The following is a 12857-nucleotide window of genomic DNA, read 5'->3' on the forward strand; positions in this document are numbered from 1 at the left end:
ACTGTGACGGCGGCCCGGCCGCCGAGTGCGAACTCGGAGACTACGGGGACTAGAGCCAGCGCACAGCGACTACTGCGAAACGGAAAATACGGAAACGGAGAACCGAGCGGGGACTGGACACAAGCAGTCCCCAACTGTCAGAGGCAGACGGACGCGCCCTGAAACGGACACGTCACGTCGGCACATCCGGCTGTTCGGAGCCGGGGCCGCCTTACTCCAGTAGCTCCGGTGCCGCGTCGTATGCCACCCCCTTGACCGCGGATTCCGACGGGTCGTCACCGTCGTTGTCGGTCGGACAGTCTGTCTCAGCCATGGTCAGTCGTCCGCCGAAATCGGCTGGCCCTCGGCGTCGGTCGGGGCCGGGCTTTCGCCGTCGTCGAAGGGATACCACGACTGCTTGCCGTCAGCCAGGCATGGGTCGGTGTACCCCTCGACTTCCTCTGGTTCGGCCAGCTCGACGATTGTTTCGTGGCCGGTGGCGTCGACCCACTCCCGGAAGGTCTGCCCCTCCGAGCGAAGCGCGGCGTATGCCTCAACGATGTTAGCGATCATGCCCGGCACCTCGTCAGCAGGGACGCGCTGGCGGACCCACTCGATGAACGTCGGCTCCGCGCCGATACCGCCGCCGACACCGATATCGACGGCTTCGACCATCTGGCCGTCCTTGCGGGCGCGCATCCCCTGTAAGCCGATGTCGGCCGTCATCGCCTGGCCGCAGTCGGCCGTACAGCCCGAGAAGTGCATCTTGATGCGGTCCACGTCGTCGGGCACATCGACGTTGTCACCGAGCCAGCGGAGCAGGCGAGCCATCCGCGCCTTTGTCTCGGTGAGCGCGAGTGAACAGAACTCCGTTCCGGTACAGGCCATCGCCCCCTGAACAAACGGGTTCGGCTCGGGCGAGTGTTTGTCCAGTAGCGGCTCGTTGAGGAGATTCGAAATGTTCCCGTCGGGGACGTCCATGATGACTGGGTTCTGTCGGCGGGTCAGGCGCACTTCGCCGGAGCCGTAGGCGTCGGCGAGGTCCGCGAGTTCGATGGTGTCCTCTGCGGAGAGTCGGCCCACGGGCACCGAGATCCCGACGTAGTTCTTCCCGTCTTGCTGGTCGTAGACGCCGACGTGGTCGTGGGCACCGTGTTCAGCAGACTTGCCGGCGTTGTACGTATACTCCCCGCGGAAGTCAGTGCCAGCGGTTTCAAACTCGAAATCCAGCCGCTCGTCGAGTTCCTCGCGGATGGCGTCGGTCCCATGTTCGTCGACGAAAAACCGGGCGCGGTTCTTCGAGCGGTTCTGACGGTTGCCCGCCTCGTGGTAGTACTCGACAAAAGCACGGACCGTCTCGACGGCGTGTTCGGGCCGGATGAACAGGTCCAGCGGACGGGCCTCGCGGGGTTCGCGACCACCGAGGCCGCCGCCGACGCGGACGTTGAACCCCTCGATTTCCTCGCCGTCAATGAACTTGTGGGCCGGCTCCAGCCCGATGTCGTTGATGCTGTCCTGGGCACACCCCTGCTTGCACCCCGTCACCGAGATGTTGAACTTCCGGGGCATATTGGAGAGGTCGTTGTCGTCGCGGATGGTCTCCTGAATCTCGTCGAGAATCGGGCGGGACGCGACGTACTCCTCGGCCTTGCCGGCGACCGGACAGCCGGAGATGTTCCGCATCGTGTCCCCGCCCGCAGAGCGCGAGGAAACGCCGACGGCTTCGAGTTTCTCCCAGATTTCCGGGATGTCTTCGAGTTTGAGCCAGTGCAGTTGGATGGACTGTCGTGTCGTGAAATCAATCCAGCCGTTGCCGAACTCAGGGTTCTCCGCTGGCCCCTTCGCGTAGTCGCGGGCGACTTCGCCGATAGCCCGGAGCTGGTCGGGCTCCAGAACGCCGCCGCAATTTGTCAGCCGCATCATGAAATACGACTCTTGTCCGCCGCGGTGGTGGAAGACACCCCAGAACTTGAACCGCGAGAACCACTTCTCGCGTTCGTCCTCGGGAATCGACTCCCAGCCTTTCTCGGCGAACTCCTCTAACTTCTCCCGTACCTCGTCGCCGTACAGCTCCGCCTTGTACTCCTCCTTTTTATGTGCCATCTTCGCGCTCCCCCGTTCTTAATGGATGTAGTGTTTTATCTCTCATATTTATTTGAATGTCCGCTAATTCACGTCTAATTACTTAGCTTGCTGTCTTATAACCCTAATCGTTAAAGAAGTAAAGAGTATGAATGGGTTCGGAAACAGCTGTCCAGAATTATACCGTCTGGGAGGTATTTAAAGAAGTTATACACCACACCGTCGAAAGGGCTAAAACCGCAGTACTGCAGACGATTGGCCGGCCGAGCGCTGGAACTCGCTTTCAGAGACGCGACCCGAGGATAGGTCGCCCAACCGGGGTGGACCCGTAGAACTGAGGTGTCGGTCGCGCGTGCGCAAAACCAGAACTGGACGGACGCGACACGCAACGCAGCGGCTGTAGCAGTGAACGTGCGTGAAGTAAACGAGAGACCGTAGAGGGCGTCAGTCGTCGCCGGAGGCGACAGTCGGACCTTCCTGCGTACTTCCGACGAACCCGGCCGTGTTCGCGATTTTCGCGATCTCCGGTCGGAACACCCACGCCGACAGGGCGACGATGGGTATCATCGTGACAGCGGCCACGGAATACCCCAGGTGGAGGTTCGCCAGCCACGGCGCGGAGTAAAACAGCGGGTAGACAATCCCTCCGACAGTGCCGACGCCGCCGACGACACCGGCGACCGAGCCAGAGTCGTTGGGGAACATCGCAGGCACCTGCGCGAAGATAGCGCCCTCAGCCCAGGCACAGCCCGTGCCCACGAGGAAGCCGATGACGACCGCGTTCAGCAGGACCCCGGAGAGGCCGGCCAGCGTCATGGCGAACATCATCAGCACGATGAAACAGAGCCCGAGGAACGTCCACTGTTCGCGGTACTGGCCCTTGAAAAAGGGCAGGATGTTCTTCTCCTTGCGGGCCAGCAGGTCGCTGCCGTAGCCGCCAAATGGCCGGAGCAGTCCCGCTGCAATCGAAAACGTTGCGGCGAAGGTACTCGCGATGACGAGGTTGTCCTGGTTGAACGCCTCGCGGTAGTAGGTGGCGAGCCACCCGTTCATCGACAGTTCGAGGCCAAAGGACATGATGTACGCGGCGGCAAGGACGACAGTGCCGTACCGCGTGGCCGTGTGCAGCCAGCCTTTGAAGTTGGTGTTCTCCTTGGTCGCCTGACGTTTCGCCTCGCTTTTTGCGGCCTCGCCGAGCGTGTAGTAGGCGATTGCGAGGAGGATGGAGACGATGCCGGTGTAGAAGAACGCGGCTCGCCAGTTGGTCGAGAACAGCGGCCCGTTCCACCCGGACCCGAACACGCGAGGGAGAATCAGCGCGCCGCCGGCGGCACCGGCGTTCCCGACACCAGCGTATATGCCCTCCGCCAGACCGAGGTTCTCCTCCTCGAACCACTCGGCGACGTGCTGGATGCCGATGACGAACGTGATGCCGGCCGTCGCCACGATGAGTCGGAGCACGAAGAACACGGAGTAGTCCTGTGCGAAGGCGCTCCCGATCGAGAACACACCAACGTACGCCAGCACGATGGCAAAGATAGCCGGTGCACCGAACTTATCCGAGAGCCAGCCGGTGAGCATTCGGCCGAACGGAGCCATCCAGATGGCCGAACTCGCCAGAATCCCGATCTCCGCCGTCGACAGTCCGAACTCGTCGGCCATCGGGCCAGTAAACGGCGCGAACGAGAACCAGATAAGGAACGAGAAATTGAAGCCGATGGTCGCCAGCAGCAGCGTTCGGTACTTCGTCATCTTGATCAGTCCCATGCCGACACCTCAGTTACGGACTGCACGCCATTTACGATTATTACCGGTTTTTTGTCCACCAATTCTATTATATTTTGGATGTGTGCCCACATCAGTACATGATAGGCAAAAGACTCGTCATTTAATAACAGTACCCCTTTACATAACGGCTATTCTAAAGCGCCTGAGTGGAAAGGTAGCAAATATATCATCGGATATCACCTGTTTAAGGCCATTGAACGCCCACCACACGAGTGTATAGTTGGACATACATTGGATTATTTCACACTGAGTGAGATGTCATCATGCAGACGAACTAACTGGGCTGCGTGGTAGCTGGACGCCTGTCAGCTGTACGGCTTTCGGGACTTTCGCCACCGCGAGTATCTGGTCTCAGCTACAGCCAACAGTATCAGTCAGCCGTCGCCGGCGACAGTTCAGCCTCGGCGGCGACGAGGCGGGCGGCACACTGCTTGAAATTCGGTTCGTCGGACTGGGGGTCGCGGTCTGAAAGCGTCAGCCGGTTCGTCGCCGGATGGTGGATCGGCAGCCAGACCATCCCGCGGGGAACGCCCGCATCGCGGTCGATGTCGACTGTCGCAGAGCCGCGACGGGTTTCGACGGTCAGTGTCTCGTCGGTGACGAGTTCGCTGTGTTCCGCAACCGTCTCGGGGTGGATGCGGGCCACCAGGGCCCCGGCCTCGCCGCCGCGGGAGCGGACACCGGTGTTGTATCCGTCAGCCTCGCGGGCGGTGGTCAGCGTCAGCGGGTAGTCGTCGTCGGTCGGCTCCGGAAGCGTCCCCTGGCGGCCGGTCGAGAACTGCGCGCGGCCCGAGGAGGTCGGGAACGACCACGACTCGTCGTCGTAGTAGCGGTAGCCGCCGGCGCTGTCGTCGTCGGGCGCAGGCCACCGCACGGCGTGGCTGTCGTCGAGGCGCTCGTAGGTGATGCCCGAGCAATCAGCGACCGTCCCCTCGGTGAGGGCGGTGAACTCATCGAACACAGCCGACGGGTTCGGCGACGTGGACTCGAACAGCCCGGGGAACAGCCGCGAACCGATGGTAGCGATGATGTCAAGGTCCGATCTGACACCGCTTGGCACGTCAGTCGCCGACCGGACGCGGGAGATGGTCCGCTCCATGTTCGTTGTCGTGCCGTCGCTTTCGCCCCACGTCGCGGCCGGCAAGACCACGTCGGCAATCTCCGTCGTTTCGGTGTGGAAGGCGTCCTGTACGACGACGAAGGCGTCTTCCAGTGTCTCGCGGACGCTCTCGGACTCGGGCATCCCGGCAACAGGATTGGTGGCGACAGCCCAGACGGCCTCGGGTTCGCCTTCGAGCATCCCGACCGGGCCGGGGCCGGTGTCGTCGGGGAGGCGGTCCACCGGCACGTCCCAGTGGTCGGCGACGAGGCGGCGGTGGTCTGGGTCCTCGAAGGCCCGCTGGCCGGGCCAAGTTCCTTTCGAGGAGCAGATGCGGGTCCCCATGGAATTGGCCTGGCCGGTCAGCGAGAACGGGCCGCCGCCGGGTCGAAGGTTCCCCGTCGCCAGCGTCAGGTCGATGAGCGCCCGTGCGGTCTCGGTCCCCTGAACGTGCTGATTGATGCCCATGCCCCAGTAGATGAGCGCCTGCTGGTCCATCGCGTCGGCAAGCAGGTCCACCTCGGCCATTTCGATGCCGGCCTCGTCGGCCGCGTCGTCGGCATCGGGCAGCGTCGCAAGCAGGTCCTCGAACCCGTCGGTCGCTTCATCGACGAACTCGCGGTCGACCCGCCCTGTTTCGACGATACGGGCAAGGACGGCGCGAGCCAGTGCGAGGTCCTTCCCCGGGTCAGGTGCGACGTGATGTTCGGCGTTCTCTGCAGTCTCGGAGCGGACAGGGTCGACGACGATGATTTCGACGCCGTCCTCGTCAGCGGACTGCTGAACCCAGCGGAACAGCACGGGGTGGGCGACCGCCGGGTTCGCCCCCCAGACGACGTGTCGGTCGGCGTCGCTGATGTCGGCGTACGTACACGGCGGCGCGTCGCTACCGAAGGACTGGTAGTAGGCGGTGACGGCACTGGCCATACACAGCGTCGTGTTGGCGTCGTAGTTCGTCGTGCCGAAGCCGCCGCGGGCGACCTTCCCCAGCGCGTAAGCGGCCTCGTTGGTCTGCTGGCCGCTGCCGAGGACGGCGACAGCGTCGGGGTCCTGCTGGTGGACGGCCTGAAGACCCTCGACGGCGCGAGCCAGCGCCACGTCCCACTGGGTCTGGCGGAGTTCGCCGTCACTGCGGACCATCGGCCGGGTGAGCCACTCCCCGTCGGGGTCTTTGCTCTCTCGGAGGCCGCGTGCACAGGCGAGACCCTGGCTGACTGGATGCGCGGCGTCGCCGCGAACAGCGTCGATACCATACCCCTCGTCAGCGCCCTGATGCATGTGGCCACAGCCAACGGCACACCGCATACACGTCGTCGGCACCCAGTCGCTCACAGCCGCCCACGCGCCGTCTCGACGCCCATTTGTCCAGTTTGGCATGATATTACAGTACGTTCGGATGCCATTATCGTATTTCCATAGATGAACACACACTGTATAACAGTGACTCTTTACGAAATACTTATTTCAACGGCAAGCGTGTGACATCCGTCCACTAGATTGGAGGCACCGCGAAGTAACAACAGTTTCTTTCTGACAGCGGTCAAACGGCAGCGTATGAACCACGAGCAGTCACGAGCGCTGTACGACCGCGCCCTGTCGGTGCTGTCGGGCGGCGTCAACTCCTCCGTGCGAGCGACGCGGCCCTATCCGTTCTTCGTCGAGAAGGGGGACGGCGGGCACGTCATCGACGCCGACGGCAACCGCTACATCGACTTCGTCATGGGCTATGGCCCGCTCCTGTTGGGCCACAGCCTGCCCGAACAGGTCCAGTCGGCCATCCAGCAACACGCCGCTGAGGGGCCGATGTACGGCGCACCCACCGAAGTCGAGGTCGAACTGGCCGAGTTCGTCACCCGACACGTCCCCAGCGTCGAGATGCTGCGGTTCGTCAACAGCGGGACCGAGGCGACCGTCTCGGCGGTCCGACTGGCTCGTGGCTACACGGGGCGGGACAAAATTGTCGTGATGCAGAGCGGCTACCACGGCGCACAGGAATCCACGCTGGTCGAGGGCGAAGGCGACCACACGGCCCCGTCCAGCCCCGGCATCCCCGAAAGCTTCGCCGAACACACCCTAACTGTCCCGTTCAACGACGAAGAGGCCGCCCACGAGGTGTTCGAGGAGCACGGCGACGACATCGCGGCTGTCCTCACCGAACCCATCCTCGGGAACTACGGCATCGTCCACCCGGTCGAGGGCTATCACGACACGCTCCGGCAGTTGTGTGACGACCACGGCTCCCTACTCATCTTCGACGAGGTCATTACCGGCTTCCGCGTCGGCGGTCTCCAGTGTGCCCAGGGCGCGTTCGACATCGACCCCGACATCACCACCTTTGGGAAGATCGTCGGTGGCGGCTTCCCGGTCGGGGCAATCGGCGGCAAAAGTGAGATCATCGAGCAGTTCACCCCTGCCGGCGACGTGTTCCAGTCCGGGACCTTCTCCGGCCACCCCGTGACGATGGCGGCCGGCCTGGAGACGTTGCGGTATGCGGCTGAACACGACGTATACGGCCACGTCAACGACCTCGGTGAACGACTCCGAGCAGGCTTGCAGGACATCCTCGAAGACCAAGCTCCCGAGTATACCGTCGTCGGCCGGGATTCGATGTTCAAGGTCATCTTCACCCGTGATGGTCCGGATTCGCTCGAGGGGCAATGTGAGGCTGGCTGCCAGCAACAGGAGTCCTGTCCGCGCTTCGAGTACTGTCCGAAGACCGGCCACGACGTGACACAGGCCGAGACCGAGCGGTGGGAGCGGCTGTTCTGGCCCGCGATGAAAGACCAGGGCGTGTTCCTCACGGCGAACCAGTTCGAGTCACAGTTCATCTGTGATGCCCACACAGGTGAAGACATTGAGAATGCGCTCGAAGCGTACAAAGAGGCGATATGAGGTGAGCGACGACGACATCGCACTTTCGGAGAAGCGGATGTACGGGGCGAAACGCCCGGAGACCCACGCGTACGTCGCGTCAGGACTGGGCGTCACCCGTGTCGAGACGGCCGGTGGCCAGATCGGGCGGTTCAGTCTGAGCGAGCGGTGCAATGCCCGTGATGTGGCCGGGGCGAGCGGCGAAGTCGCGGTCGCCACCGACGAGGACGTGCTCGTGTTGACCGACGACGGCTTCGTCCCGACCGGATTCGGACCGGCCACCGCCGTCGGCTACGACGGCGACGGACTGCTCGCAGCCGGCGACAGCCGCGTCGCTCGGTACACCGGGGAGTGGCAAGGTATCGGCGAGGTTGTCGACGTCCAGGCCATCGACGGCGACCGCCTCGCTGCGGCCGAGGGCGTGTACGCGCTTCCGTCGCTCGACCGGCTCGGGCTCGTGGACGTGGCCGACGTGTCCGGCGACTACGCCGCGACCGAGAGCGGGCTGTACCGCTACGGAGGCGAGAACGGCGAGTGGACCGAGGTGCGGTCTGGCCGGCACGTGGCGGTCGCAAGCGACGGCGAGCAGGTGCACGCTGCCGCGGCGGACGGGCTGTACGAGCTAACCGACGGGTCGTGGGAGCCGTGTACGCTCCCCGTCGACGAGCGCGTGGTCGACGTGACCCACGGCGACGACACCTACGCTATCACCGAGAACGGGACCTTCCTCGTTGCGACTGCGGCCGAGGCGACAGCCGACGGACAGGGCGGCTGGCGACAGCGCTCACTGGGCGTCCCCGATGTCGTCGGCGTCGCCGTCGCCTGACCGAACACGGCCCACCCCGGCAGCACCAATCAGTCGCGTGCCTGTCTCACGCGCCACATCCGCTTACGGAACCGAAACAGGGTTTAGCCCGGGCAGCCACCCACCGGATATGATTATCCCCGGGGCGGACACACAGGCGTTCGCGGCGACCCTCGCCGAGGCGACCGGCGAGCGGCTGGGACGGGTCGAGTACGAACGGTTCCCCGACGGAGAACACGTCGTTCAGGTCCCAGAAGCAGTCTCCGGCGAGCGTGCCGTCGTCGTCGCCTCAACCGTCGACAGCGACGCACACCTCCAGTTGCTCCAGTTGCAGGACGCGGCCCGCGAAAGCGGTGCAAGTGAGGTTATCACCGTCATTCCATACATGGGCTACGCCCGTCAGGACGAGGCGTTCAAGCCCGGCGAGCCGGTCTCCTCGCGGGCAATGGCCCGCGCTATTTCAACGGGAACCGACCGCGTGCTGACGGTAAATCCACACGAGCCGGCCGTCTGTGACTTTTTCGACGTGCCAGCTACCAACGTTGACGCGGCGAGTGTTCTCGCCGACCCACTGCCTGCGGACCTGCAGGACCCGCTCTTTCTCTCGCCCGACGAAGGCGCAATCGCTCTCGCGACAACGGTCCGGGACGCATACGGTGAGGGCGAGACGGACTTCTTCGAGAAGGACCGGGACTACAACACCGGCGACATCGAAATCAGCCCCAGCGACGCACCGGTCGAGGGCCGGGATGTGGTGCTTGTCGACGACATCATCGCCACCGGGTCGACGATGAGCGAGTCCGTCGGCGTCCTTGACGACCGCGACGCCCAGCGTGTGTTCGTCAGTTGCGTCCACCCAATGCTCGCCAGCAATGCCCTGACGAAGCTCAACAGTGCCGGCGTCGAAGCCGTCTACGGGACGGACACGCTCGAACGCGCCGTCAGCGAGGTCAGCGCCGCGCCGGTCCTCTCGGAGAGGCTGGAATGATTGGAGCACAGCGCTGTCCGTTTGTACGGCTGGCAGCCAGCAGTCGAATCACGCGGCGGGCAATCCGATAGTGAACACGGAGCGCAGAGCCGTGTCTGTCGCAGACAGCCCTCAGTACCAATTCTGATAACGTGTCGCAAGGTTGATTTCTAGGCAAGCGTTGTGCAGGAACATGGCACAGGACAGCAGACCGCGCTACGGTATTGAGGGGAACTGGGAGGAGCTCTATATCAACGGAGACTGGTGTGAGCCCGACTCGGGCGACAGTCTCGCCGTTGAGAACCCATCGACGCGGGAGACGGTTGCACAGGTTCCCCGCGGGAACGAAGCAGACGTCGACGCAGCCTATGAAGCGGCCGAACGCGCTCAGGAGGAATGGAGGCAGACGCCGCCCGCGCACCGCGAGGAGCTGACACAGGACCTGCTCCAGGCGATTGAACAGCGCCGAGAGGAAATTGTCTCACTCCTTGCAGCCGAGGCCGGACAGGTCCCGCCAGTGGGGCACACGTCAGTCGACCTCACAACCGACCAAGTCGCCGAGGCCGCGACCATGCCTCGGCGGATGAAGGGCGAACACGCCGTCTCGAACATCCCCGGTAAGGAGCACATCGTCGAGCGTGAACCGCAGGGCGTGGTGACAGTAATCTCACCGTGGAACTTCCCACTGAACCTCTCTGTCCGGGCGCTGGCACCGGCTATTGCCGCCGGGAACACGGTTGTACTGAAACCCGCGACGAACACGCCGATCACTGGCGGCCTCCTGTTTGCTCGTCTGTTCGAAGACGTCGGGTTCCCGGACGGCGTCTTGAACATTGTGACCGGGCGGGGCTCCGAAATCGGTGATGCTGTGGCGGGCCACGAGCACAGCGACGTAGTGGCGTTCACCGGGTCGAGCGAAGTCGGTCGTCGGGTCGCCGCGACAGCCGGTGAGAACCTTTCGGAGGCTGCCATGGAACTGGGCGGCAACAACGCTCATATCGTGACAGCCGACGCAGACATCGACGCGGCTGTCGATGCCGGGTTGTTCGGTTCCTTCACTCACCAGGGCCAAGTGTGTATCTCGATCAATCGCCATATCGTGGAAGCGGACGTGTACGACGAGTACGTCGAGAAGCTGACGGCGCGCGTTGCGGACCTGCCCGCGGGGAGCGCACACGACGAGGTCGTTGTCGGGCCGATTATCGACGAGTCACAGCGTGACGAGATACTGACGTATATACAGCAGACCATCGAGGCGGGTGCCACGCTCGAAACAGGTGGCGACGTTGTCGAGCTCAATGGCGTCGATGACTCGCTGGTGGTGGCACCGACGGTGCTTTCAGACGTGACAAACGAGATGGCTGCCGCCTGCAACGAACACTTCGGGCCGGTCGTTCCGATCATTCAAGCGGCGGATGTCGACGAGGCTGTCGCGCTCGCAAACGATACGCCACTCGGGCTCTCCGGGTCAGTCCACGCCGGTGACGTTGGTGCAGGCAAGCGCATCGCACAGCGGATGGAGACCGGAATGGTCCACGTCAACGACCAGCCGATTAACGACGAGGCACACGTCCCGTTCAGTGGGACCGGCGCGTCAGGCGTCGGCGGGTACAACAGCGATGACTTCCTCGCAGAGGTCACCGAAAAGAAGTGGATATCGCTGCAACACGAGGCACGCGAGTTCCCCTTCTGACTGCCCTGGTCGCGGGATTTATTCCTCAAAAGCCGGCTTGGCAGTGTTGCCCCGGGATATCTATCACCGATCTCATCCGATACCCGGGATATCGATAAGCTAAAACGCGCACACACCTCGGAGGTAACTGATCACGATGTCGGAGAGGAGTGTCGGTACATCGCTGCCGTTCAGCGATATCGATGCGTCATGGTTGGTGGTGCCAGTTGGACTGATAGCCGCGGGAGTCGTACTTCAGGTGGCACCGCTCTCAGCCGACGCAACCCGGATGTTAGCGATTACACTGTTCTGTGTCGCACTGTGGGTCGGGTCGCCTGTCGAGCCGTGGTTTACTGCATTGCTGTGTATTGGACTCATCGGTGGCAGCTTTTCCACGGAGTTGGCCCTGACCGGGTTCCAGTCCCCCGCGACGTGGTTAGTTGTCGCTGGCATTCTTATTGGCGAGGCGGCCCGGAAAAGCGGCCTCGCCGACCTCGTTGAGCGAGCGGCGCTCTATCTGCTCCCGACAACTGCAGTAGAGGATGCTGTGGTGGTGTATCGATACCTGCTTGTCACGCTTTCGCTCGGGAGCCTGTTGCTTGCAGTGCTCATTCCATCGGCGCTGGTTCGCGTGCTCATCCTCGCGCCGATCCTCGCGTCACTCGGCGACCTCTTCAGCGAACGACGGGCGAAGGTCGGTATTTTTCTCGGGCCGCTGTTTGTCACGTTTTACGGGGCGTCAGGGATACTCACAGGCTCGCTAGCGAACATCATTATCACTGGACTGATCGAGTCCAGCGGCGGCCCAACTATCGCGTGGGGAGAGTGGCTGCTGTGGCTCGGGCCATCGATGAGTCTCGGGCGAACGATTCTCGTTATTGGCATCGCATACGTTCTGTATCGGCCAACAAGTCAGCAGCGCGTTGAGACACCCGAACAAGCGGACGGGCTATCCGTCAGCGCACGCGAGCGGCGTATGCTCGTCTTTCTCGCAGTCGGAGCCGTGATCTGGGCGACGGACTTCGTCCACGGCTTGCATCCGCTGTTCGGTGCAGTTGTCGTGGTGTTACTGGCGTTTATGCCGCGAATCGGTGTTGCCGCCCCGGAGAGTGTTGGCGACGCCGATTTCTCGATCATGTTTTTCCTCGGTGCGATCTTCGCTATCGCCGAGGGGCTCCGGCAGACCGGATTCACCGACGCCGCAGCGACCACCTTGTTATCCGTGCTTCCATCCGACCCGTCGCTCCCGCTGGTGCTCGCCGCGGTCCTCGTGTCTGCGCTCGCGCTCACCCTGCTTATGGAGGGGCTCGCGGTCGCCAGCGTCCTGACGCCAGTATTAGTTACGTTCGCCGGAAACGCCGGACTTCCGCTTGTTCCCATCGCAATGATGGAAGCGGTCGCACTCAACACCTACTTTTTCCCGTACCAGTCGGCAGTCCTTGTCGCTATCCTTGGCAGTGGGATGGTCAATTCTGTGGAACTCACACGAATGGCGAGTATTTGTTCGATCGCAACGCTTGGGATCCTCGTTCCGATACAGGTGGCCGTGTTCACACTCCTGATGTGAGCGGTCTCTGACGCTGTCACAACGACA

At 63.1% G+C, this 12857-nt stretch carries 8 protein-coding genes; 5 read left to right on the forward strand and 3 right to left on the reverse strand.

The genetic code is table 11. The features are described from left to right. Positions 1 to 315: 315 nt before the first annotated feature. From G9463_RS12935 to nasA, 3 genes are all read right to left on the reverse strand, one after another. Positions 316 to 2082, reverse strand: coding sequence for a nitrite/sulfite reductase (locus G9463_RS12935; protein WP_165896911.1), 1767 nt, complete (start codon positions 2080 to 2082; stop codon positions 316 to 318). Positions 2083 to 2505: 423 nt separating this feature from the next. After that, positions 2506 to 3828: an MFS transporter gene (locus G9463_RS12940; RefSeq protein ID WP_165896912.1), complete on the reverse strand. Its 1323-nt coding sequence runs from the start codon at positions 3826 to 3828 to the stop codon at positions 2506 to 2508. A gap of 391 nt (positions 3829 to 4219) precedes the next feature. Then, positions 4220 to 6325 carry an assimilatory nitrate reductase NasA gene (gene nasA, locus G9463_RS12945; RefSeq protein ID WP_011224338.1) on the reverse strand — a complete coding sequence of 702 codons (2106 nt, stop codon included), beginning with the start codon at positions 6323 to 6325 and terminating at the stop codon, positions 4220 to 4222. Positions 6326 to 6502: 177 nt separating this feature from the next. On the opposite strand from nasA, the gene G9463_RS12950 reads away from it, so the two are divergent. The 5 genes from G9463_RS12950 (at position 6503) to G9463_RS12970 (ending at position 12830) form a co-directional block, all read left to right on the forward strand. Next, positions 6503 to 7840 carry a glutamate-1-semialdehyde 2,1-aminomutase gene (locus tag G9463_RS12950; protein ID WP_007189527.1) on the forward strand — a complete coding sequence of 446 codons (1338 nt, stop codon included), beginning with the start codon at positions 6503 to 6505 and terminating at the stop codon, positions 7838 to 7840. 1 nt (position 7841) lies between these two features. Next, a complete protein-coding gene (locus G9463_RS12955; RefSeq protein WP_165896913.1) occupies positions 7842 to 8645 on the forward strand; it encodes a hypothetical protein in 804 nt (267 codons plus the stop codon). A 109-nt stretch (positions 8646 to 8754) separates the two neighbouring features. After that, on the forward strand, positions 8755 to 9612 hold the full coding sequence (gene prs / locus G9463_RS12960) for a ribose-phosphate diphosphokinase (protein WP_004959760.1): 858 nt from the start codon (positions 8755 to 8757) through the stop codon (positions 9610 to 9612). 172 nt (positions 9613 to 9784) lie between these two features. Further along, positions 9785 to 11284, forward strand: coding sequence for an aldehyde dehydrogenase family protein (locus G9463_RS12965; protein ID WP_011224341.1), 1500 nt, complete (start codon positions 9785 to 9787; stop codon positions 11282 to 11284). 136 nt (positions 11285 to 11420) lie between these two features. Further along, positions 11421 to 12830, forward strand: coding sequence for an SLC13 family permease (locus G9463_RS12970; RefSeq protein WP_165896914.1), 1410 nt, complete (start codon positions 11421 to 11423; stop codon positions 12828 to 12830). Positions 12831 to 12857: the final 27 nt, after the last annotated feature.

The organism is Haloarcula sp. JP-Z28 (genome assembly GCF_011440255.1).
GTDB lineage: Archaea > Halobacteriota > Halobacteria > Halobacteriales > Haloarculaceae > Haloarcula > Haloarcula marismortui.